Consider the following 24,378-nt stretch of genomic DNA (forward strand, 5'->3'; position numbering starts at 1 on the left):
TGAATCCTAACCCCGTCATGCCGTGCCCCCTGATGGTGCATGGATGCAGGCTGCCCCGTCATGAGGCTCCTTGCTGATGGGCGCTTATCGACACTCGTTACCAGAAAAAAACATAAAGCAGGGGCTGTTTTCTTGCGGGTGGCCGGTCATTTTCCGAGACAGGTCCCGGAAATAGCTGTTTCGATACCAAGCGCCAACTTAGCGTAACTTTGCAATCTCGCAGGGTCTTTGCCTTTGAAGAAGACGAGGACGTTAAGTGGCCGAATGTTACAGCAATGCTCGGGAGGATAAATATATGAATTTAACCGAACCGTCATAAATTTGCCTTTATCTATTGCTGTTCGAAGAGCAATGCTGCGGGTCCCCCTTAAGGGGGGCAGATTGAGCCTACTGATCGTGAGTATTTATCCAATAGCGCGGAGGTTGAATTGGAAAAGAACAGGGAAATGTCTGTTTCTGGAACACCTTGAGGTTTTATTGGCACTGTGCAGAGTGCGACCGGCTTGATTACCGCAAAGCCGCACCGATGATTGCTGAGCAGTGCAATAAAACCCCATGGGCGCTATTCCATCCTGAGTGCAACTTCCATCGGACGTGGAAGTGGCTTGCGCATCAGTGTGCCGACCGTCACTGCCGCCAGCAGGGCGAGGAAGCCGGCGACCCAGAGCACGGCGCCAAAGCCGTCGACGAAGGCCTGGCGGGCCAGGGGTTCGACCAGGGGCTGGGCCGCGTCGGGCAGCAGCGCCAGGGCGGCGGGCATGTCGCCGGCCACCACCCGCGAGGCGATTGCCTGTGCCTGGTCGAGCCAGGGCGCGGCGGTGCTGCTCAGGCTGGCTTGCAGCCGTTGCAGGGTGTGGCTGCCGAGCAACGCCCCGAACACCCCGATGGCCAGCATGATCGCGCTGAAGCGCATGGTAGTGCTCAGGCCCGAAGCCATGCCGGCGCGGTCGCGGGGGACGCAGGCCATGATGTTTTTCTGCGTGTCGCCGTTGAGCAGGCCGGCTCCGGCCCCCGTCACCGCGATGGCCAGGGCGAAGTTCAGGTAACCACCGCCGTGAACGGCCCAGGCGCTCAGCAGATTGCCGCAGCCCACCAGGGTCAGGCCGGTGGCCATCAAGGTCGCCGGGGCATAACGGGTCGCCAGGTGCACACCGATGCGCGGGCAGACCAGCATGGTCAGGGCGAACGGCAACATGCCCAGCCCGGATGAGATCGCCGAGAAACCCAGGCCGTTCTGCAGGTAGAAGGGCAGCAGGGTCATCATCACCTGGGCGCAGCCGGCGTAGGCGAACATCCCCAGCAGGGCGCCGATGAAGCGCGGGTGGCGGAACAGTTGCAGGTCGACCATGGGCCGCCGCTGCAGCCGCTCGATCAGCACGAACAGCCCCAGCAACGCCACGCCGCCGAGCAAGCGGGCCGTGGTCAATGGATGGCTCCAGCCGATGCGGTTGGCCTCGATCAGGCCCCAGATCAGGCACAGCAGGCTGGCGCTGAAGGCCAGGCTGCCCCAGGGGTCGAGGCGCGCGGCCTGGGTGTCGCGGGATTCCGGGATCGCCCGCAGCACCATCAGCACCAGCAATCCGCCCACCGGCAGATTGAGGTAGAAGATCCAGCGCCAGCCGACGAGCTCGGTGATCAGGCCGCCGATGGTCGGCGCGGCAGTCATCGCCACGCCCATGCAGGCGCCCCAGAACGCCCAGGCCCTGGCCCGTTCGACCTCGTCATGGAAGGTGTGGCCGATGGTGGCCAGGGCCGAGGTCAGCAGCAACGCCGCGCCGACACCCTTGATCGCCCGGGCGATGTCCAGCAGCAACACGTTGGGTGCGGCGCCGCAGCCCAGGGAGGCGAGGATGAAGAGCCCGAGGCCGCAGAGCAGGGTGCGCTTGCGTCCGAAACGGTCGGCCAGGCTGCCGGCCGGCAGCAGCAGGGCGGCGAAGGCCAGCATGTAGGCGCTGACCACCCATTCGATATCGGCGAAGTTGGCCCCCAGGTCGCGGGCAATGCTCGGCAGGGTCACCGCGACTATGTTGGTGTCGAGCACGATCAGCGAGCAGACCCCGGAAGCCGTGAGCAGGGTCAGGCGCGGGCTGGCCGGCCTCATGAGCGCTGGCCCAGCACCGCGAGGGCGGCCTGGGCGATTTCATCGTCGTGGGCCGGGGTGTCGGCGCTGACACCGATGGCGCCGACCACCTGGCCGGCGACCCGGATCGGCTGGGCGCCTTTCATCATCAGCAGGCCCGAGGTGATGGCCGCTTGGCGCCCGCCGTTGATGGCGTTTTCCAGATCGCCGGAGGGGCGCTTGAACAGCGCCGAGGTGCGCGCCTTGCCCTGGGCCAGTTCGATGCCGGCCACCACCGGCGCGCCGTCCATGCGCGCGCTGAGGATCGGCCAGCCGCCATCGTCGACGATCGCCACGGCGCAGGGCCAGCCCTTGGCCTCGGCGGTTTCCTGGGCAGCCTTGAGCAGTTGCTGGGCGGTGGCGAAATTCAGGATTGCCTTTTGCGCAACGTCGGCGGTTTTGTCCGCGGCGAATGCCACGGGGACGCTGCAGCTGGCGATCAGCGCCAGGATAAGAGGTTTGACCTGCATGGCTCGGGCTCTCTACTGTGAAGGTCTGGCCAGCTTATCCCGGGCTGGTGCGGGCTCCGTTAGGCCACTTGGCCCACTTCATTACCTTTGAGCTAACGCATCCATGGAAATCCGTCATTTCCGCTATTTTCTGGCCGTGGCCCGGCAGCGCAATTTCACCCGCGCCGCCGAGCAACTGGGGATCGCGCCGCCGACCCTGAGCCGGCAGATCCAGGACATGGAACAGACCCTGGGCACCCGTCTGTTCCTGCGCCAGCAGCGTGAGGTCAGCCTGACTGAGGCCGGCGCCGCCCTGGTGCTCGAGGCCGAGGCCACGGTGCGCCAGTTCGAGTTCGCCCAGCGCAATGCCCAGCGCGCCGGCCGCGGCGAGATCGGCCATATCGAATTGGGCTACGTCGCCTCGGCGGTGTATTCGGGGCTGTTGCAGAGGCAGGTGCAGCGCTTCAGCCAGGACTGCCCGGACGTCAGCCTGAACGTGCGGGAAAGCCCCATGGCGACCTTGCCCGCGGCGGTGGCCGACGGGCGTTTCGACATCGGCTACATCCGTTCGCCCATGACCCTGCCCGACGGCGTCGAGGCGATCCGCCTGGACGCCGAGGGCTTTGTCCTGGCGCTGTCGGCCCAGTCGTGGCTGTGCCGCCTGCCCGAGATCGCGCCGGAGCATCTGTCCAACGAGACCTTCGTCCTGCCCGAACAGATCAGCGGCACCTTGCAGGTCGCCGCCGAAGGCGGTTATGCGCCGAAACTGGGGCCGCAGCCCGGCGGCCTGGTGGCGGTGCTGGCCCTGGTCTCCCTGGGGCAGGGCGTGGCCGTGGTGCCGGAGTCGGTGGTCGGGCATGTCGGCCTGCCCAATGTGCTGTATCGCGCGATCCAGGACAGCGCGGCCTCGTCCTGGCTGTCGCTGATCCACCGCCGCTTCGAAAAGGCCCCGGCGGTGGCGCGGTATATCGAGCAGGTCAAAGGCAGGGCTCGTCCCTAGGCGGGCACAGCAGCCAGGAGGCGACTGGCCCGGGTTATGAAATATTTTGTAAAAAAAACATCGAAGCCTTCTGGAGCGAGGCTTTGGGCGCCACTGCGCAACTTCTTGCGCAGTTCTCGGTTGTTAGAGTGACCGGCGCAATGCAGCGACGCTACTCGGAGAGAGCGGGATGGTCAGATTTCAGGGATTGAGATCCTCTATTCGTCTTTATGGCTTGGTCACGGTCACCGGCGTGCACGATCAGCCGGCCCTGGAGCCGGTGCAGATCAGTTGTGTCGGCGACGTTCAGGCGCCCTGCGTCAGGGCGTTCGTGTCCCGGCTGGACGCGGAGATTTACCTGAGCTCTGCCTGCCTGCCCGACTATCGCGTGGTGCCTCTTCGGCAGTTCGACCCTTCCCAGCTCCTCAGCCACGGTAATGGCTGGCTGAAACTCAATATCTGCCTGGGCTTCGCGGCGCGGGACGAGCGCCTCCTCGGCAGCCCTCGCCAGGCGGTGATTCCGGTCGGGCTGACGGCCTGGACCCGGCCTGCCCAGGATGAGCAGGGCTACTATCTGCAATGGTCGGACACGGCCTTGCCCGACTACCTGCTGAGCGCCTACCAGTGCGTGGGGGCGCAGGACTACAACCGACAACTCAATGAACTGGATGACCTGGCGCCCGCCGCCATGGGACGCATCGTCGCGGACGCGCTGCAGCTGTCGCTCCCGCTCGGTGCGCAAGGCTCGACGGCCAGCCAGCTGGCCTTGTTCGATGTGGAGGATGGCTGCTGGCGCTTTGGCCGATTCCAGATCGATACGGTCGGGACAACCTGCAATACCTGAATGGACCAAGGAGATTGCCATGAGTGGAAAACCTGCGGCGCGAGTCACGGATCCGACGGCTTGCCCATTGCCCGGGCACAGCACCAACCCGATTGTCTCGGGATCGCCCGACGTGTTGTTCGATGGGCTCAGCGCGGCGCGGATGTCGGACTCCACCGCCTGCGGCAGCAACCTGGTCGGCGCGGTGGTGGCCACTGTGCTGATCAACGGATTGCCGGCGGCGACCCTGGGCAGCACCGGCAGCCACGGCAATGTGGTGGTGGGCGGATCGGGCAGCGTGATCATCGGGCAACAGGCCACGGCGGCGCCGGTCACGCCGGTGATCAAGATCCCCGGGCTGTGCCTGCCTTGCCTGCTGGCGGCGGCGCGACGCAATGAAGCCCTGGTTCCGCTGCAAAGCCTGGGGAACCAGGCATGAGTACTTCCGGCAATGGACGCCGCCCCGATGCCTATGTCCTGCAATTTCACAACCATATCCGCCACTGCCTGGAGCAGCATCCCGAAACCCGGCTGTATGTGCTGGTGGACGGGGCCTGTTACCTGACCCTGGAAAATCGCCTGGACGCCGCCGGGGCGGCGATTCGCGTGCAATGGCTGCTGGCCGATACCGAGCTGGACGAAATCAGCCGTGGCGGCCCGGCGCTGGTGGAGTTCCTGCAGGACAGCGCCGAGGCCACGGAACTGCTCGACTGGCTGATCGCGCGGGACCAGAAATCGCCGCTGGTGTCGTGGCTGTGGAGCGAGCGCTCCTTCGACGCCCTGAGCAACCACCTCAAAGCCCACCTGTTCACCCGCCTGCCGGATGGCCGGACGGCGCTGTTCCGCTATTACAACCCGACCGTCCGGCGTGGCCTGGAGACGGTCCTGGACAGCGAGCAGCGCATGGCCCTGATGCTGCCGCTCGATCGCTGGCAGATCTGGCAGCCGCTGGTGCTGGCGTACCAGACTTACTATCGGGTAGAGCAGGAGGCTCGCCATGCTTGAGTTGACGGCAGACCAGCTGAATGCGCTGGAGCAGGTTCGGCAGAACGAGGTGATCGAAAAGATCATGCTGGAGGTGCGTCAGCACAATCCTCAGTGGCTCGAGCAGAAAGGCCACTGGCAGACGATCCAGTACCTCAAGGATTACCGGGAAAAAGCCTGGGCCCTGGGCATCGAGGAGCCCGAGACGGTCGAGCAGTTCATGCGCTTTGGCCTGCAGTTTCCCGGATTCGAAGAAACCCCGGGTTTTATCCGCTGGATGCAACGACCGGTGACGGACAGCCCGGAACATCGCTTTCGAGATTACGCGAGCGTCATGGATTTCGTTCAAGGGCAGCAGATATGGCGTGCAGCCCTCAAGACAGGGAGACCTGAATGACCAGTTTCGTTTCCGGAGCCGTCGCCCAGCTGGCGCCTCCCATCAGCGGCGGCTTTCGTATGCCGTTGCCGCGCACCGGGCCGAGGCTGCCCGTCGACATACCCATGCCCGCGCCGACCCGGTTACCGATGCCGCCGCCACGTCCGCTGCCGGTGCCACCGCCGGAAGTGGTGCCCCGGCCGCTACCGGCCCCAAGGCCCATGCCGCAACCGATGCCGGTGCCCAAGCCCGAGGCCTTGCCCAAGACGGATGCGCCGGCCAGGACCCGGGACCGCACCCAGGAAGCCGAAAGGGACTGCAAGAAGCAGAAGAAGGACTGCGTGAAATGCCCTCCCGAAGACGGGGATATGTACATTCCCGTCAACGGCAAGGGGCACAGCATGAGCGACTTGTCGAGCCGCTATCAGCAGTGGGTGACCAACTTCCCGTTTCCCTGGGAGTGGCTGTGGAGCGGCACCGATTGGGACGGTTTCGTGAAAAACCGCTGTACCTTGCAGGAGGCCAAGGCCAACTACGAGTTCTTCATCTTCCTCGGTTTCAAATACCCGAAGGCGGCCAAGAATGTTGAGAAGGACCTGATCGTCAAGGCGTTCAAGCAGGCAGACAAGGCCAAGCCCAGCCCGCCGGTGATGCTCGAGTGGCATTTCCTTCAGCGGGTGGTTTACGAGTATTGCTCCGAGAAATACGAGGAGGGCGGGCTCACCAACCTGAAGGCTTACTGGAATCCGATGCCCGGCACCAAAGAGCATGAGGAGTACCAGAAAGTGCGTCGCCAGGAGGAAAAGGAGCTGGAGGAGTTTTACAAGGACAATCCACACTTAAGGGCCTGAAACCGGATGGAGACTCATGGATACATTCAAGCGTTTTAATTTCAAGTTGAGCTTTGACAAGCAGAAGATTTCCCAGGTGACCGAACAGGAACAAATCGACAGGAGCCTGGCCTTTCTCAAGGCGATCGGCGAGCTCGACCCGATCCTCAAGAACTGGTTCCTGTGCGCCGAAGGCAAGGATGACGGCCTGACGCACAATGTGCTCCTCGACCCGGACAGCCTCCGGCGTGAAGTGGCGTCCTGGAAAGACGCGGACTTCGACGTCAACGACATGAGTTTTGTGCTGTGGAACGGTATCGCCGATCCGCTCCAGGGCGGGCTTTCGATCACCTATCACGCCCGCAGCGGTGGTTCGTTGCCGGCGGGGATCGAGTTTTCCGAAGCCGGGACATTGGTCCGCTGCCTGCAGGACCCGCGGCAGGGCATCGTCGGGTTGATGAACGCGGCGGTGGATCTCTGGCCGGAGATTTCCTGGGGCGTGGCCGCGCCCAATGAGTACTTTCGCAAGCAGCGGGTGTTCCAGGACCGGCAGACCATCGGCTGGATCGGCTACTGCCCGCATCCGCTGGCTGCGGCCGACTTCCCGGAGGTTGCCGAGCTGCACCCTACGCAATCGAAGGGAACCATAGTCGTAGCCTGCCCCGGCATCATGGACGAAAAGAACGTCCAGCATGTGCAGATCGTGGGGGAGACCGATATCAAACTGGTGGAACTCGGGTTTCTGCCGGCGCGCCATTGAGCCGAGCAAGCCCGCTGGTTGCCGTGGCAGCGAGCGGGCTCTCGACCCGGGAACCAGCCTCCTCGATAAGATCTTGAAATGATTTCCCGATAGGAAATTTCTCGTGAAATTGTAGGATTCAAGTCCGTTTTTCTTCACAGGACTTGCATGAACACCCTCTCGGAGCCCCCCAGTCGTCCTTATTCCTGGACGTCCCGACCTTTCCCCGTCCCATCCGCCTTGCGGCGCCTGCCGCCCGTCATAAGGCACGGCCACTGCGCCGAACTTCCGGTTTCACCTATCTGGCCTGCGCTCGCCGCTTCAAGGCCGGCCTTGCCGTGCCCGGCCGTTTGAATCCACTACGGAGATAGAGTCGTTTTATGGAATGGATAATGGACCCCACGGCCTGGCTTGGCCTGTTGACCCTGATCGTGCTGGAGCTGGTGCTGGGTATCGACAACCTGGTGTTTATCGCGATCCTGGCGGACAAGTTGCCGCCCCATCAGCGTGACCGCGCGCGGATCATCGGCCTGTCCCTGGCGCTGCTCATGCGCCTGGGCCTGCTGGCGAGCATTTCCTGGCTGGTGACCCTGACCACGCCGCTGTTCGAGGTGTTCGGCAAGAGCTTCTCCGGCCGCGACCTGATCATGCTGTTCGGCGGTGTGTTCCTGCTGTTCAAGGCCACCATGGAGTTGCACGAGCGCCTCGAAGGCCACGTCAGCCAGCGTGCCGGCAATGCCGCCTATGCGCTGTTCTGGCCGATCGTCGCGCAGATCGTGGTGCTCGACGCGGTGTTCTCCCTGGACGCGGTGATCACTGCCGTGGGCATGGTCGACGAACTGGCGGTGATGATGATCGCGGTGGTGATTTCCATCGGCCTGATGATTGTCGCCAGCAAGCCGCTGACCCGCTTCGTCAACGCTCACCCGACGGTGATCATGCTGTGTCTGGGCTTCCTGATGATGATCGGGTTCGCCCTGACCGCCGAAGGCCTGGGCTTCCATATCCCCAAAGGCTACCTGTACGCGGCCATCGGTTTCTCGATCCTGATCGAGGGGTTCAACCAGATCGCCCGGGCCCGGCGCAAGAAGTCCATGCAGGGCCTGCGGCCGCTGCGCGAGCGCACGGCCCATGCGGTGATGCGTTTGCTGGGCGGGCGCCGCCTGGCGGTGGAGGAGGTGGGCGAAGAGATCGTCGACCTGCTGGACCAGGGCGAAGCGCCGAGCGCCGAACTGTTCGACCGCCGCGAGCGGGTGATGATCAGCGGCGTGCTGCAATTGGCCGAGCGGCCGATCCGCACCTTGATGACGGTGCGCGCCGACGTCGACTACATCGACCTGGCCGATGACGCCGAAGCCATCCGCGCCAAGTTGATGCACTCGTCCTATTCGCGCCTGCCGCTGATTCGCGACGGCGCGGTGGAGGAGCCGCTGGGCTTCGTGCACAAGAAGGAGTTGCTCAAGGAATACCTGGCCGGCAACGAGCCGAACCTGGAACACCTGGCGCGCACGGCCATCAACCTGCTGGACAGCTTCTCGATCCTCAACGCCCTGGAGCAGATGCGCAAGGCCTCGACCCACATCGCTTTCGTGATCAACGAATTCGGCGACTTCGTCGGCGTGCTGAGCATGACCGACATCCTCGAGTCCATCGCTGGCGAGCTGCCCGACGCCAGCGAAATCGAAGGCCCGGACATAGTCGAGGAGCAGGGCGGCTTCATGGTCAGCGGCGCGCTGAACCTGACGCAGATCCGCCAGCGTACCGGCTTCGCCGCCGAACCGACCGCGGACTACCAGACCCTGGCCGGCCTGGTGATGAGCCTGCTGGACCGCTTGCCGGTGATCGGCGACGAATTGGCATGGGCAGGCTGGAACCTGAAAGTGCTGACGGTGGAAGAGCGGCGGGTGACCCGGGTGTTGCTGCGCAGACAGGACGCCGCCTGACCCCAGAGGTGAAATAAGCCGGACGCGAGTCCGGCTTTTTTTTGCCCGCACCAGGGCCCGCGGAGGTTGGGGCACGATTGATTAAGTTTTACTTAAAAGCTTTCAATCCTGCGGCTGATTATCATTCCCGCACCGCTGCCGCAGACTGGTTTCGTCTCTCCATGCGCCCTCGTCTTTGACGCGAGGGTCCTGAAACGAGCGGTCTATGCCAGTCGATCCCGCACTACCCCCGCAGCCTGCCCCGACCGAATGCCCCGCCATGGCGGAGCTGTCCGCCACGGCCGCCGTCCACTCGGCCCTGGCCTGTTGCCAACTGCTGCTGCAACTGACCCAGGAGCGCGCGCCGCACGCCGCGGACCCGGGCGACGAGTGCGACCTGCGTCGGGCGGTCAAGAACTACGCCCGGGCCGCCGGCGCCGACCTGCGCTGCGAACGCCTGGCCCTGGCCCGGCTGACCCCGAAGATGCTGCCCCTGGTCTGGCGCGACCGCAGCGGCGCCTTTGTCCTGCTGGCCCGGCTGTCCGACGCCCAGGCGCTGGTGCAGCGCCCGGACGTCCATACCCCCGAGGTGCTCGACCGCGCGCAACTGGCCGCGCAGTGGTCCGGCGAGGTGATCCGCCTGCGCCAGGGCGGTCTGCGTTTCGACCTGTCGTGGTTCGTGCCGGAGCTGCTGCGGCACCGGCGCATCCTCGGCGAAGTGCTGCTGTGTTCCCTGCTGTTGCAGGTCTTGGCCCTGGCGACCCCGCTGTTCTTCCAGGCGGTGATGGACAAGGTCATGGTGCACCGGGCGTTGTCGACCCTGGATGTGCTGGTGATGACCCTGGTGGCCGTCGGCCTGTTCGAGGTGCTGCTCAAGGGCCTGCGCGAATACCTGGCGGTGCACACCGCCAACCGCATCGACGTCGGCCTCGGGGTCAAGCTGTTCCGCCATCTGCTGGGCCTGCCGCTGCTGTACTTCAAGCAGCGCCAGGTGGGCGCGATCATCACCCGGGTCCAGGAGCTGGACAGCATCCGCGAGTTTCTCACCGGCTCGCTGCTGACCCTGTGCGTCGACGTGGCCTTCACCCTGGTGTTTTTCGCCGTCATGGCCTGGATCTCCTGGCCGCTGACGCTGCTGGTGCTGCTGACCCTGCCGCTGTACGGGCTGCTGGCCTGGGCCAGCACCGGGCCGCTGGAAAAGCGCATCGAGCGCCAGTTCTACAGCGCCGCGCGCAACACCGCCTTCCTCAACGAAACCGTGAGCAGCACGGAGACCATCAAGAGCCTGGCGGTGGAGCCGCGCATGCAGCGGCGCTGGGAGGCGCAGACGGCGGAGATGGTCGAGGCCGGTTTTGCCAGCCAGACCCTCGGCAGCGGCATCAGCCAGCTGGTGACGCTGTTGCAGAAGGTCACGGCGGTGGCGGTGATCTGCTGGGGCGCGAGCCAGGTCATCGACCTGCGCATGACCATCGGCCAGTTGATCGCCTTCAACATGATGCTGTCCCACGTCAGCCAGCCGGTGGCCAAGCTGATCGAGGTCTGGCAGCAGTTCGTGCGGGTGCGGGTCTCGGTGGACAAGCTGGGCGACATGCTCAACCTGCCGGTCGAGCAGGCCGCGGGCGATCGGCAGCCAGAGCAGGCGCTGCGCGGCGAGGTGTGCATCGAACAGGTCGCGTTCCGCTACCGCCCGGAACTGGAGCTGGTGCTGCGCGGCCTGGACCTGCACATCGCCGCCGGGCAGACCCTGGGCATAGTCGGGCCGTCCGGCTCCGGCAAGAGCACGTTGACCCGCTTGCTGCAGAAGCTCTACACCCCCGACGCCGGGCGCATCCTGATCGATGGCGTGCCGCTGCAGCAGCTGCCGCCGGCCTGGCTGCGTAGCCAGATCGGCGTGGTGCTGCAGGAAAACTACCTGTTCAACCGCAGCGTGCGGCACAACATCGCCCTGCGCCAGCCGACGGCGTCCCTGGAAAGCGTGATCGCCGCCGCGCGCCTGGCCGGGGCCCACGATTTCATCCTGCGCCTGCCGCGGGGCTACGACACGGTGCTGGCCGAAGCCGGCAGTTCGCTGTCCGGCGGCCAGCGGCAACGCATCGCCATCGCCCGGGCGCTGATGGGCGATCCGCGGATTCTGATCTTCGACGAGGCCACCAGCGCCCTGGACGACGAATCCCAGGCGCTGATCCAGGACAACATGGCGCGCATCGCCCAGGGGCGCACGGTGATCGTCATCGCCCATCGCCTGTCGGCGGTGCGCCAGTGCCAGCGCATCATCGCCCTGGAGCAGGGGCGTATCAGCGAGTCGGGCAGCCACCACGAGCTGCTGGCCCGGGGCGGTTGCTATGCGCGCCTGTGGGCGCTGCAACAGGCGCTGCGCAAGGAGGGCGAATGATGGGCGGTTCATCGACCTTTTGGCGGCGCGCCTGGCAGCGGCTGCGCGCGGCGCCGGCGGCGCTCGAGCGCAGCCGCGACGAATACGAGTTCCAGCCCGGTTACCTGGAAATCGTCGAGCGCCCGCCGGCGCCCTGGGCCCGCGGCACGGCCCTGGTGCTGGTGCTGGCGATCCTGCTGGCGCTGGGTTGGGCGACCCTGGGCTTTCTCGATATCCATGCCAGCGCCGCCGGGCGCCTGATGGTCTCCAGCTACACCAAGGTGATCCAGGCCCACGAGGCGGGCGAGGTCCGGGCGATCCACGTCCGCGACGGGCAGCGGGTCCAGGCCGGCGAGGTGCTGGTGGCGCTGAACCCGATCGGCATCGATGCCGAGCTGAGCGAGTTGCGCGCCCAGCTGGCGTTCAAGCGCCTGGAACTGGCCCGGGCCCAGGCCCTGCTGACCACGGACCCGTTGCACAGCTACCAGGCGCCCCCGGGGCTGGACCCGGAGCAAGCGGCGCAAGCGCGGGAGCAGCTGGCCAGCACCTGGAAGGAAATCAGCGCCAACCTGGACAGCCTCAACGCCGAGATCGCCATCAATCAGGCCAGCCAGCAGGCGCGCAGCAGCGAGATCGCCGCCCTGGGCAAGCTGGCCAGTAACGTCCGCCGTCGCCTCGACGCGCGCCGGGCGATGGCGGCCGAACAGCTGATGCCCCGGGTCGAGCTGCTGGAGCAGGAAAAGGAGCAACTGGAGGTCGAGCGTTCCCTGGCCCAGCAACACGCCGAGCTGCAAGTGCTCAAGGCCCAGGCCCTGAACCGCCGGGAGCAGCGCGACAGTTTCCTGGCCCGGACCCGGCGCGAGCAGCATGACGCGCTCAACCGCGCCCGCCAGGACATCGCCGTGCTCGAGCAGCAACTGATCCGCGGCCGCGACCGCCAGCGCCTGCAAACCCTGCTGGCGCCGGTGGACGGCGTGGTCCAGCAACTGGCGGTGCACACCCTGGGCGGCGCGGTGCAACCGGCGCAGCAACTGATGGTGATAGTGCCCGAGGGCGCCGAGCTGGACGCCGAGGTCATGGTGTTGAACAAGGACGTCGGTTTCGTCAGGGCCGGCCAGCCGGTGGAGATCAAGGTCGACGCCTTTCCCTACACCCGCTACGGCACCCTGCGCGGCACGGTGGCCCATGTCTCCGGCGACGCCATCAAGGACGAACAGCAGGGCCTGGTGTTCCCCACCCGGATCCGCCTGGAGCGGGCCGCCATCGCCGCGGGGCAGGGCTGGCTGCCGTTGCAGGCCGGCATGAGCGTGACCGGCGAGATTCGCACCGGCGAGCGGCGGGTGATCAATTACCTGCTGGGGCCGATCCGCGAGTACCAGTCCGAAGCATTGCGGGAGCGTTGAACATGACCAGCGCATTCAATCCCGCCGCCGAGTCGCCGCTGCTGTTCGACACCGGCCTGCACGCACTGGCCTGGGCCGCCCGGCGTTTCGACCTGAGCATCAGCGCGGCGCAACTGGAGCACCGCCTGGGGCGCGTCGAAGGGCTGGCCGACAGCCTCGACCTGCGACGCTGCGCCGGCTGGATCGGCCTGCGCGCCCGGGTGGTGCACAGCCAGCCGCAGCGCTTGCAGCACCTGCCGCTGCCGGCCTTGCTGGAAACCAGTCGCGGCTGGGCGGTGCTGGACGCCGTGGAAGGCGAGCGGGTCCGGCTGTTCTGGCCCTTGCAGGGCGTCTGCGAGGATTTGCCCCGGGACGAGCTGGCGCGGCTCTGGCAAGGCTCGGTACTGCTGCTGGCCGAGCGGCATGCCGGGCTCAAGCGCCAGGGGTTCGGCATCGGCTGGTTCCTGCCGTCGATCCTCAAGCACGCGCGGCAGTTTCGCAGCGTGCTGTTGGTGTCGCTGATGCTGCAACTGGTGGCGCTGGTAACGCCGCTGCTGTTCGAGAACATCATCGACCGGGTCCTGGTCAGCCGCGGCCTGTCGAGCCTGCAAGTGCTGGGCCTGGCCATGCTGGCCCTGGCGCTGTTCGAGCCGTTGTTCGGCTTCCTGCGTTCCTGGCTGTTCAGCAATGTGGCGAGCAAGATCAACGCCGAGCTGTCCGCCCGGCTGTACCAGCATCTGGTGCAGTTGCCGCTGGGGTATTTCCAGCAGCGGCAGACCGGCGAAATCATCGCCCGGGTCGGCGAGATGCAGCAGATCCGCCAGTTCCTCACCGGCTCGGCCCTGACCCTGGTGCTGGACCTGGCCTTCTGCGGGCTGTTCGTTGCCGTGATGTACGCCTACGCGCCGCTGCTGACCTGGGTGGTGGTCGGCTCCCTGGCCCTGTATTTCGTCTTGTGGCTGTGCGTCGGGCCCTTGCTGCGCAGCCGGGCGCTGCGCGAATACGAGCTGAACGCGGCCAACACCGCCTTTCTCACCGAGGCCGTGACCGGCATCGAGACCATCAAGACCGGGGCCGTCGAAAGCGGCTTCCAGCAGCAGTGGCAACGGCAGCTGGCGGCCTACGTGCGGGCGGCGTTCCACACCCGCATCGTCGGCATCTGGGCCGGGCAGGGCATCGGCCTGATCCAGAAGCTCACGGCGGCGCTGCTGCTGTGGTGGGGGGTGATGCTGGTACTGGACGGCCAGTTGAGCCCCGGCCAGTTGGTGGCCTTCAACATGCTGGCCGGGCATGTGGTGGAGCCGATCCTGCGCCTGGCCCAGGTCTGGCAGGACTTCCAGCACACCCTGATTTCCCTGCGCCGGCTGGGCGACATCCTCGACACCGAAGGCGAAAGCGGCAGCGGCGGGCTGGCCTCGGTGCCGGCCTTGCAGGGCGGTGTGAGTTTCCAGGGCGTGCGCTTTCGCTATGAGGAAGACGGCCAGGAGATCCTGCGCAACCTCGACCTGGAGATCCGCCCCGGGGAATTCGTCGGCATCACCGGGCCTTCCGGTTCCGGCAAGTCGACCCTGACCCGCCTGTTGCAGCGCCTCTACGTACCCCAGCACGGCCGGGTGCTGGTGGACGGCATCGACCTGGCCATCGCCGACCCGGTGGCCCTGCGCCGCAACATGAGCGTGGTGCTGCAGGAGAGCGTGCTGTTCGCCGGCAGCGTCGCCGACAACATCCGCCTGTGCCGGCCCCAGGCCAGCGACGCCGAAGTGCGGCAGGCCGCCAGCCTGGCTGGGGCGGCGGGCTTTATCGAAGCCCTGGCCCAGGGCTACGAGACCCCGGTCGGCGAGCGCGGCGGCCAGCTCTCGGGCGGCCAGCGTCAGCGCATCGCCCTGGCCCGCGCGCTGCTGACCAACCCCGGGATCCTGCTGCTGGACGAGGCCACCAGCGCCCTGGACTACGAGTCGGAAGCGGCGGTGATGGAGAACCTGCAGGGCATCGCCCGCGGCCGCACGGTGATCAGCGTCGCCCATCGCCTCAATACCCTGCGCCATGCCGACCGGATCCTGGTCATCGACCACGGCCGGGTGCTCGAGCAAGGCAGCCACGAACAACTGCTCGCCCTGGATGGCGTGTATGCCCGGCAATGGGCCCTGCAGATGAAGGATTGATCGCAGGCCCACCGACGGCAGGAGTAGCGACGAACCAGGCATGTCTCCCCACCCCCGATAGCCGTATCGACAAGCAGCCTTTCGCGCGGCGGAGGGCTTCGCTCAAACAGACAAAGGATCACTGTAATGGCTTCCATGTCCAAGGACTTCACGCGCCTGCTCAATACCCTGATCGATCAGCAGATCAAGGCGGCAGGACGGCAAACCGAATGGTTCAACATGAGCGCCGGCGAGCGCGCCGAGTACGTCGGCCAGGTCGGCGAGCGCCTGCTGGAAATGCAGCAGAGCACCCTGAGCGTGCTGGCCGCCCAGCACTTCCAGATGCAGGACAACCCGGTTTCGGTCGGCGACCAGTTGCAGACGCTCCAGCAGCGCCGCAAGCAGATGAACGCCATCCCCGACACCCCGGCCACCAGCGCCTACAAGCAGCAGCTGGACCGCGACATTCTGTTGTACAGCCGCCAGCAGACGGCCATCACCCACTACGACAGCACCTGGAACAAGGCCCTGGCGCTGCTCAGCCCCGGCGGCGCCAAGCAGCTGGAGGCCAAGGGCCTGAAGGCCGACGCACTGGCCAAGCAGGGCAAGCTCGACGCGCGGATCAAGCGCCTGGAAAAGCAGCTGAGTGTCCAGGTGGCCGACACCACCTTCAGCCAGGCCTACGTGACGCTGTTTTCCGAGTTGCAGGCTTACAAGGAAGTCAGCGCCCGCTATAACGCCCTGCTCAAGGCCGCGCCGGCGCAGCAAGGCGCGGCGTTCGGCGCGCTGGCCGTCCCGCCGCGGGCCTCGGACGAGCTGCCGGTGAACATTTCCCTGCTGATGATGGAGGAGCGCCCCGGCTATATCCGCATGAACGTGGCGCTGGTCAATGCCAGCACCGACGGGCGCTTCAAGGACTTCTTCCTGGAGAACGGCCGGCTGGTGGTGCCCACCGACGGGGTGCTGAATTTTTCCTTCGGCACCGCGGCCCGCTCCCTGGCCTGGCAGCAGCAGTACCGGCTCAAGAGCGAGCCGCCGTCCATGCGCTCGCCGACCCAGACGCCGATCCGCTCGGTACTGGTCAAGACTGCTTTCGTCGAACAGTACTTCGCTCACCATCTGGTGTCGGAAAGCTCCCTGCGCGAAGGCTTCAAGGCCCAGGTGCTGGGCGATGGCCGCAAGCTGCTGCTGACCAGCGTCGACCGCAAGGTGCCGAACCAGGTGGGCATCCAGGTTTCCGGTCAGTCGCCGACCACCACCGTCACCCGCGAAGTGCCCCTGGGCAGCGCCCTGGGCGAGCTGATCAACCAGAACGCGGACATCGCCAGCTTCCAGACCATCGGCCTCGAAGACTTCCGCCAGAACAGTTACCACCCGGACCGCGACGGACTGTTCGTCAATATCCGCGAGCTGGAGCGCTCGGTGGGTTTCGCCGAGCGCCAGTACCTGCTGGAAATGCCCCAGGGCGGCGACTTCCGCGCCGCCACGCCTTTTGCCGTGATGACCGTCGACGGCGACAAGGTCAGCAGCAGCCACTTGAGCAAGGCCCAGACCGAGACCTTGTACCAATACAACGCAGCGTTTTTCGACAAGCTGGAGCAGTTGCGCGAGGGCGGGATCAAGGCCAGCCGGCTGTTCGAAGGCAGCCGCGAGCGCGCCACCTTCGTGCAACAGCTGACGCGCCTGCTGGAACGCAACCACATCACCCCGGCCGGGGTCCTGGCGCCGGAGCACAGCCGCAGCAGCCTGCGCGATATCAAGGGCAACAACCTGAACAAGGTGCTGTGGGAGCAGGCCTTCGCCGCGTCGGTCTGGCAGAGCCGCGACAACGATGCGCTGCTGTTCGGCCTGGCGACCCGCCTGGCCAAGGATCCGGCAGCGGCCAAGGTCCTGCAGGGCGGTTATGTGCAGAGCGACATCGCCCAGGCCAAATTGCTCCTGGCGCCGCTCTACGAGCAGTGGCACGCCCAGGCGGCGGACGCCGAGACCCGGCGGGTCGCGGCCGCCAACGCGGCGCAGCATCCGAACAACCCGAGCGTGCAGGTGTTCGACCGGGTCGCGGTCGAGCGCTCGGTGGACGACCGGCTGTTCAGCCTGTTGCTGCACGGTCAGGAGGGCCTGGAAGGTGTCGACGGGGCCTTGCGCCCCAGCATCGAAGCGCTGCTGGCCAGCGATGCCGGCCGCAGCCTGCGCAAGCAGGCGCTGTTCCACGCCCTGCGCCCGCTGGCCGACAGCTATTCCAAGGCCGCGACTCCGATCAATCCCCATGCGGCGCTGACCTCGCCAGGCGGCGCCGACAAGGTGGTGATCAACAACCGGCTGAACCAGCCCGACCCTTACCTGATCCTCAATACCCACCCGGAGCAGGCCCAGGCCGATGCCACGTACCGGATCGAGGACGACAAGTACCGCAGCTACAACCAGTTCCGGCCCGACCCCGGCAATGAGGCCACGCGCTACATGAACGACCTGGACACGCCGTTCGTGGGCGGGATTTCCGGGACCACCCAGACCGTCAGCAATGTCTTGCCGGAGCTGTTCGGCGGCGCCCTGAGCGTCAAGCAGTACTGGCAGTTCCAGATGGCCAACGCGGCGTTCATGATCCGTAACGGCTATCACTCGTTCTTCGAGACCCTGTATGTCGCCGCGCGCTACGAGCCCCAGGGCCAGGGCAGTATCGGCCAGGAGTTGCTGCAGCTGTTCGACCGCTACCGGGCCGAAGGCCGCCAGGAGGCGTTGCAGGGGCAGCTGTACGACGGCGTGATGGCGCGGGTCCTGCCGCTGGTCAACCAGGGCCTGGCGCCGGCCGAGGAGTTCCATCCGCCGCGCTTCACCGAGATCGGGCCGATGCCGGCGCTGCTGGGCAAGGCGGCGCAGGACCTGCAGCTCAAGACCGGGCTGGCCTCGCTGGGGGCCGGGTTCGAGGCGCGCCAGGGCAGCGCCGATATCCGTCAGTTCGCCGCCGATCCCGCCGGGTTCGCCCAGACCCACACGCTCAGCGCCGAGGCGCTGGTCAAGTCCGGCCGCCTGCCGGCCGAGGGCGATGCGCAACTGGTGAAGGTCGCGCCGAACCTCTACGAGCTGGAATACACCGAGCGCGGCGCCAATGAAGTTACCGCCAGCGGCGACAGCGTGCCGGCGTACTTTCTCGGCTACAACGGCCCCAACCAGGCCAATGCCGCGCCGGCCTACGTGGACATTCCCAAGCATGCGGCGGCAGGCAGCTTCCTCTTCACCGGCACCCTGTCGGGCTGTTCCCTGGTGGTCACCAGCCTGGACGCCAACACCTTCCGGGTCTACCACGACGGCCGGGTCAACAGCTCGCTGCTGTACGACAACGTGGTGATGGCGGTCGACTACAAGGACTACCAGGTGGCCGGCACCGCCGAGGGCCTGGCCGCGGCCTACATGCAGTACGTCGACGGCCAGTGGCAGCTGGTGTTCCAGCGCCAGGAGTACCGGCGCGAAGGGCAGACGGTCTGGCCGCAGTTGCGCGAGGGCGCGCAGCCGTTGTCGATCCAGACCGCCGACAGCCAGGTGCTGGAGCGCAACCGGACCGAGTTCGCCGCCTACCGCGAGCGGGTCCACCAGGACCTGAAGAAGGTTGCGGGGCAGTTCGGGGTGTCGGTCGAAGGGGTGGCCGACGGCGTCTACAGCGACGGCGCCTTTACTCCCGAGCATCCGGCGATCGCCGCCTGGACCCGGCTGCGCGAAGCGGTCCAGGCCAAGGTCAACGCCGATATCGAGCAACTGGCCGACAAGCGCTACCAGCTGCAACAGGAGCGCCGCGGCGCCAGCGACAAGGGCCTGATCGACCAGCAGATCAAGCAGCTCAACCTCACCCAGGACTACTACCGGGCGCAGTACGACCCGGTGCTGCGCGAAGCCGGCTCCGTGGAAAAGACCTGGCTCTGGCAACAGATCAAGGCCAAGGACGGCAGCGCCGCGGTGGTGCGCACCGGCGATGCGGCCCTGCAGGGCGGGGGCGCGGAGCGCGCCAGCAGCGTGGGCGAGCGCTATGCCATTGCCGAGGCCTATCAGCGCGGCGCGCGGGGCACGGCGTTCAGCGACGGCTTGCGCAGATTCCGCGAGATCGAGATTCCCGGGGTCAACGATAAGATGTCGTCCCTGGAGATGAAGCGGCTGTTCCTCGACGGCCAGCTGAGCCCCGAGCAGCGCGGCGCCCTGAGCGGTCGCATCAGCGAAACCAGCCAGGCCGAATACATCGACAAGGTCCTGCGCCAGACCGCGGTGTTCAGCGAAGACTTCCACGGCGCCGGCAGCGTCTTCGACCGGCTGGTGCCCCAGGACTTCTATCTGTCGCTGGTCGGCGACCGTTCCGGCGGCCGCTGCTACCCCCTGGTCAGGGCGATGGCCGTGGCCCTGGCCAGCGGCGGCGAGACCGGGGTCAACAGCCTGGTGCAGAAGCTGTTCCTGGCCTCGGCCGCCCCCGAGGCGGGCAGCTCGACGCTGCTCAAGAACAGCCTGATCCGCCTGCATTCCAATGTCGAAGCGGTCCAGGCGTCGAAGGAGCTGGGGCAGTTCAAGCTGGCCGAGGTGGTTGCGCGCCTGGCTTCCGCCAGCGGCACCTCGATGTTCGCCCTCAATACCCAGAACCACTCGATGATGGTGGGCAGCACAGCCACCGCCGAAGGTCGGCGCTTCTATTTCTATGACCCGAACGTGGGGATTTTCGCCTTCGACTCGACCAAGGCCTTGACCAAGGCCATGCAGCAGCACCTGGTGACGCGCAAGCTGGCGGCGCACTACGGCTCGTTCGGCAGCCAGTCGCAGCCGACCTTCAACCTGGTGGAGATCGATACCGGCAAGATGGCCGAGGTGCCGGTGGGCAGCGGGCTGAACGTGGCCGACCTGTCCCGGCCCGAGGAACTGGCGGACGTCATCGGCCAGCAGCGCCAGGTCGAACAGGTGGTCGACGCCCGGCAGCGGGTCAGCGAAGACCTGCGCCTGGGCACGGCCTTGACCACCTTCGACGCCGAGCGGTGGGGCGAGCGCTTCGAAGCCGCCAGCACCCGGCTGGCCCGGGAGCACCAATTGGGCAGCCAATGGATACCGATCATTGCCAACATCGAGGAACAGAAGGAGGGCGGCTATCGGGTCCAGTTCATTGATCGTGACCAACCCGAGCAGACCCGCTGGCTGGCCACCGACGATGGCACTTTTGTCGAGTTCCGCCGTTTCGTCGATGAGCACATGCGGGTGTTCAACGAGCACTTCACCCTGGAGCATGGCCAGATACGGCCCCGTGCCGGGGTCGGCGAAGCGGCGCCGGTGGACGGCCTGAACGCCGGCTTCGCGGTACAGACGCTGATCCAGTGGTTTGCCGACAAGAACCGTAAAGACGCGGCCCAGGGCACGGTTTCGCCGGATCTGGCCACTGCGCTGAAGATCCACAGCTACCTGGGCCTGGCGCAGATCGGCCATGGCACCTTGCAGGATGTGGCCAAGGTCACCGAACTGGTGCAAACCGCATTGCGCGGTGAAGCCATGGCCGCGCAAACCTCGCTCAAGGACTTTGCCTCGACCCTGGGCCACACCGTCAACGAAGGCGCGGGGGTGTTGTTCGGCGGAGCCATGGTCGGCCTGGACGCCTACGAGCTGGCCCATGCCGAGAACGATGTGCAGAAAGCGGTGTTCGGCACCCAGCTGGCGTTCGACTCGGCCAGCTTCGTCACCGGCGTGGCCGGGGCCGGAGCCGGGCTGGTCGGCGCCTCGACCGCGGCGGCGGTGCTGGGCGGTGCGGGGGTGATCCTCGGCGGCCTGGCGGTGGGCTTCACCGCCCTGGCGCAAGCCTTCGGCGCGGTGGCCGAAGACGCCAAGGCGGTTGGCCGTTACTTCGACACCCTCGACCAGGCCTACAAGGGCAACGGCTATCGCTATGACCAGGAGAAGAAGGTGCTGGTGCCGCTGGCCGGCGCGGTGGTCAAGCGTCTCGACCTGCGCAACGGCCAGATCGGCTTCGACAGCCAGTACATCTACCGCACGCACCACGGTTCCACCGGCTCGGGGGCGATCAACTACTTCTTCTGGGCCGGGGACTTCCCGCGGATGATCCACGACCGCGGCCAGGCGATCGAGGTGCGCAGCGGCATCGGCTACAAGGACGCCACGCGCACCCTGGAGCACGGCGACAGCACGGCGGTGATCCTGCCGGGCACGCCCAAGTCCTACATCAGCTACGAGTACATGATCCTGCCGGGGTCCACCACCCGGCACGACACCGGTTTCGACGTGATCCGCCGGCTCGAGGAGGACCGGCGCTTCGACTACGACTTCTACATTTTCCCGAGCGAAGAGACGATCCGGCGGATTCGCCAGGAGTATGTCGACACCCCGATCGAGGTGGTGCTCGATTCGCGCAACCGGCAGTTGATCGTCCCCGAGCTGCCCAAGGAACTGCACGGCTACCTGCGCTACGAGATCAAGGGCGCCGGCGGCGAATACCTGATCGGCCTCAACGAGGGCACCCAGGTCAAGCTCACCAGCGAAAATGCGGCAGCGGGCCCGGACGTCCACCTGGGCGATATCCATCCGCTCGACGGCCAGCCGCGGGATGTGCGCTACGACGTGGCCAGCGGCAAGCCTTCGCGTTGGATCATCGACAGCAGCCAGCTGGCCAGCGACAGCATCAGCGTCTCGAAGAACCGGCTGGTGGTCGGCGGCGTGACGGTCGAGCTCGATCCGGCGCAGAACGGCCGGGTGCTGGTGGTCAACGGCAAGGGCGAGGTGCGCGAAGTCGATTTCGCCGGCCTGACCACCCAGGTGGTGGTGGAGGACGCGAGCAAATGGCAGGTGTCGGGCCAGCGCATCGAGCAGCACCTGAGCGATCTGGCCAAGGCCCATCAGCTGCACGGCCAGTATGTGACGGTGGAGAACTACAGCCACCAGGGGCGCGATGTCGGCCGGGCGTTCTACGACGTGGCCAAGGACCGCATGCTGTTCACCGACACCCAGGTGGCGCAGGCCAAACAAGCCCAGCTGGGGGCGGTGGTGGGCGAGCATGCCTACTTTGTCGACGCCGAGAACGCCGCGGCGTGGCGCGTGGATATCGCCACCGGCAAGGTCGATGCGCAGTTCGCCCCTTCGTTCAACCAGAGCGCGGGCCGGATCAGCCGGTTCTGGCAAGAGGGCGACGCGGTCTACCTGGCCCGGCGCTATCAGCTCAAGGAGCGCGAGGCCGAGCTGAACTTCCGCATCATCGGCGATCGGATGGAACTGGTCGGGGTGGTCGGCGATGACGCATTGCTGCAACTGTCGGCGCGCACCGGCCAGCATGGCGATGCGCTCAAGGCCATGCTCCAGGGCTATGAGAGCCAGGTCACCCAGCGGACGACGCCGGTATACAACCTGGGCGCGCCGCTGCTGGAGCCGACTGCCGCAGCGCTGGTGACGGTGTTTGGCCTGGACAACGCGAAAGTGGCGCACCGCTACTGGGTGCGCACCGGCGACGGCACGGTGATCAAGCCGAACCTGGCGCCCCCGGCGGGTCAGCAGCCGGTGGATGCCCAGGGCAAACCCCAGAGCGCCTGGCCGATTCCGGCGGACCTGGTGTTCGCCGGCAGCATGCCGCAGCTCGCTGGCCAGGAAGTGTTTTTCTTCTACAGCCAGAAGCAGAAGGTGCTGTTCCGCCAGGAAGGGCCGGGGCAGAAGGTCCTCGACGGTAGCCAGCCGAGCGCCTTGCGCCTGGCCATACCGGCCCTGGCCAATGTGCTCGAACTCAACGGCCATCTGGTGGCGGTGACCGAGGACGGGCTTGTCGCACGGATCGAAGCGACAGGGCGCCTGAGTTATGAAGCGGTCAACGAGCATTGGCTCAAGGGCCGTAGCACCTGGTGGAAGGACCTGGCCAGTGTCAACGGCAGCGACGCCACCCTGGCGGTATTCGGAGCCAAGGGCGCCGATGGCAAAAGTGCGCTGCCGGTGTGGTACCACAACGGCCAGGTGGTGGTGGCGTCCGCCGCGCTGCAAGGCAAGCCGCTGCAGTTTCTCGGCTTCGACAGCGCCAGCTCCAGCGCGCGGCTGTTCGAGCCCGAGAGCGGCAAGCTCTACCTCCAGGCGCCGCTGACGGTCGAGGCGCTGGCGACGGCGTTCGGCAGCGATGAGGTGCTGGAAGCCACGGCCCAGCTGCCTGCGGCCACAGTCCTGCTGCCCGAGCTGCGGTTGCGGGAGGCGGTCCAGGTCGATGCCGGCCTGCGCCTGACCACGGTCAAGGGGGAAGTCCTGCTACGGGCCGATAACGGCGAGGTGCAACTGGTGGCGCTCGACAAGGGCTGGCAGCAGGAACATCTCGGCCAGTTGCCCCAGGCACTGGCCGCGGCGGCCGCCCAGTGGCGCACCAAGGGTGTGCTGACCTTGCAAGGCAGCGACGTCCAGGGCTGGTTCGATGTCGCCAGCGGCCAGGTGTTCAGCAGTGTCGGCATGCCAGCCGCGAGCGACCGGCGCTTTGTCGGGGTCGCTGCCGGGACGTCGGGCGTGGCGTATGTCTACAGCCCGACGGAGCAGGCGCTGTACCAGGTCGGGGCAGGCGCTGCGCAGAGGCTCAACCGCTACACCCAGGTCGAGCGTATCGGCTCTTCGCTGCTGCTGCGGGGCGGGGGCGCCGGCAGTCGCCAGGACGACCTGGCGCCGCCGCTGATCGCCGGGGTCGACAGCGTGGTGCTGCACGGTGGGGCCGATAGCGACACCTACCGCTTCGACCGGGCGGCCTGGGCGCATTACCGCACGGTGGTCATCGACAACGATGACGCCGGCCGGGCCCTGGACCGCCTGATCCTGCCGGTGGCCGACGGGCAGAACATCCTCGTCAGCCGTCAGGGCGAGGATGTGCTGCTGACCGACGCCGGCACCGGCACCGCGCTGGTACTGCGCCAGGTGCTGGGCAACGAGGCCGCGGCGCACCGGCATTTGCAGCTCGAGCTGCAAGGGGACTCGTCGGTGATCAGCGTCGAGCGCCTGGTCAAGGGCCTGGCCCAGACCGGCTCGACCCGGCACGGCGTGTTCGAGCTGTCGTCGGTCGGGCGCCAGCCGCTGCTGGCCGCCGATGCCGTGGCCACGGCGACGGACGTGGAGGGTCCCAGCCTGGCCAAGCTGAGCGGGGCCATGGCGGCGTTCGCCGACACCGGCGGCGCCCGCGAACACCTGCCGCAGAACCGCCAGGCCGCGCAAGCGGTGCTGGTGCCATCCCTGTCTTGAGTTAGCAGGAGAACCGCAGGAGGGGTGCAACGCCTCTCCTGTCTTGCGAC

14 protein-coding genes are annotated in these 24,378 nt (G+C 66.6%); 12 read left to right on the forward strand and 2 right to left on the reverse strand.

The window, feature by feature from the left end; genetic code table 11:
- Positions 1 to 562 precede the first annotated feature (562 nt).
- The gene (locus tag ACQKQA_RS10830) at positions 563 to 2,101 is read right to left on the reverse strand and encodes an MFS transporter (RefSeq protein ID WP_427556633.1); all 1,539 of its coding nucleotides are present in this window, start codon (positions 2,099 to 2,101) and stop codon (positions 563 to 565) included.
- Entirely contained in the window at positions 2,098 to 2,589 is a 492-nt protein-coding gene (locus tag ACQKQA_RS10835; RefSeq protein ID WP_427556635.1) for a GlcG/HbpS family heme-binding protein, read from the reverse strand. Before ACQKQA_RS10835 ends, ACQKQA_RS10830 begins: the two co-directional genes overlap by 4 nt.
- A gap of 103 nt (positions 2,590 to 2,692) precedes the next feature.
- Between ACQKQA_RS10835 and ACQKQA_RS10840 the strand changes: the two genes are divergently transcribed.
- From ACQKQA_RS10840 to ACQKQA_RS10895, 12 genes are all read left to right on the forward strand, one after another.
- Positions 2,693 to 3,568 carry a LysR family transcriptional regulator gene (locus ACQKQA_RS10840; protein WP_427556638.1) on the forward strand — a complete coding sequence of 292 codons (876 nt, stop codon included), beginning with the start codon at positions 2,693 to 2,695 and terminating at the stop codon, positions 3,566 to 3,568.
- 187 nt (positions 3,569 to 3,755) lie between these two features.
- Positions 3,756 to 4,391, forward strand: a complete 636-nt coding sequence (locus ACQKQA_RS10845; protein ID WP_427556641.1) for a hypothetical protein — start codon at positions 3,756 to 3,758, stop codon at positions 4,389 to 4,391.
- Between the two features lie 19 nt (positions 4,392 to 4,410).
- On the forward strand, positions 4,411 to 4,809 hold the full coding sequence (locus ACQKQA_RS10850) for a PAAR domain-containing protein (RefSeq protein ID WP_427556644.1): 399 nt from the start codon (positions 4,411 to 4,413) through the stop codon (positions 4,807 to 4,809).
- Positions 4,806 to 5,375, forward strand: coding sequence for a DUF4123 domain-containing protein (locus tag ACQKQA_RS10855; protein ID WP_427556647.1), 570 nt, complete (start codon positions 4,806 to 4,808; stop codon positions 5,373 to 5,375). Before ACQKQA_RS10850 ends, ACQKQA_RS10855 begins: the two co-directional genes overlap by 4 nt.
- Entirely contained in the window at positions 5,368 to 5,751 is a 384-nt protein-coding gene (locus ACQKQA_RS10860) for a hypothetical protein (RefSeq protein ID WP_427556649.1), read from the forward strand. The genes ACQKQA_RS10855 and ACQKQA_RS10860 overlap by 8 nt, the downstream gene beginning before the upstream one ends.
- Positions 5,748 to 6,581, forward strand: a complete 834-nt coding sequence (locus ACQKQA_RS10865) for a Tox-REase-5 domain-containing protein (protein WP_427556652.1) — start codon at positions 5,748 to 5,750, stop codon at positions 6,579 to 6,581. Before ACQKQA_RS10860 ends, ACQKQA_RS10865 begins: the two co-directional genes overlap by 4 nt.
- Positions 6,582 to 6,597: 16 nt before the next feature.
- Positions 6,598 to 7,320, forward strand: a complete 723-nt coding sequence (locus tag ACQKQA_RS10870) for an Imm52 family immunity protein (protein WP_427556655.1) — start codon at positions 6,598 to 6,600, stop codon at positions 7,318 to 7,320.
- A gap of 359 nt (positions 7,321 to 7,679) precedes the next feature.
- Positions 7,680 to 9,242, forward strand: a complete 1,563-nt coding sequence (locus ACQKQA_RS10875; RefSeq protein WP_427556658.1) for a TerC family protein — start codon at positions 7,680 to 7,682, stop codon at positions 9,240 to 9,242.
- A gap of 259 nt (positions 9,243 to 9,501) precedes the next feature.
- Positions 9,502 to 11,613, forward strand: a complete 2,112-nt coding sequence (locus ACQKQA_RS10880) for a type I secretion system permease/ATPase (protein WP_427556711.1) — start codon at positions 9,502 to 9,504, stop codon at positions 11,611 to 11,613.
- Positions 11,613 to 12,995 carry an HlyD family type I secretion periplasmic adaptor subunit gene (locus tag ACQKQA_RS10885; RefSeq protein WP_427556661.1) on the forward strand — a complete coding sequence of 461 codons (1,383 nt, stop codon included), beginning with the start codon at positions 11,613 to 11,615 and terminating at the stop codon, positions 12,993 to 12,995. The genes ACQKQA_RS10880 and ACQKQA_RS10885 overlap by 1 nt, the downstream gene beginning before the upstream one ends.
- Before the next feature lie 2 nt (positions 12,996 to 12,997).
- Positions 12,998 to 15,136 (forward strand): type I secretion system permease/ATPase, encoded by a 2,139-nt coding sequence (locus ACQKQA_RS10890; RefSeq protein ID WP_427556664.1) that lies wholly within the window; start codon positions 12,998 to 13,000, stop codon positions 15,134 to 15,136.
- 126 nt (positions 15,137 to 15,262) lie between these two features.
- Positions 15,263 to 24,328, forward strand: a complete 9,066-nt coding sequence (locus ACQKQA_RS10895) for a TcdA/TcdB pore-forming domain-containing protein (protein ID WP_427556667.1) — start codon at positions 15,263 to 15,265, stop codon at positions 24,326 to 24,328.
- Positions 24,329 to 24,378: the final 50 nt, after the last annotated feature.

This window comes from Pseudomonas sp. NPDC089530 (assembly GCF_050280705.1).
Taxonomy (GTDB): Bacteria; Pseudomonadota; Gammaproteobacteria; order Pseudomonadales; family Pseudomonadaceae; genus Aquipseudomonas.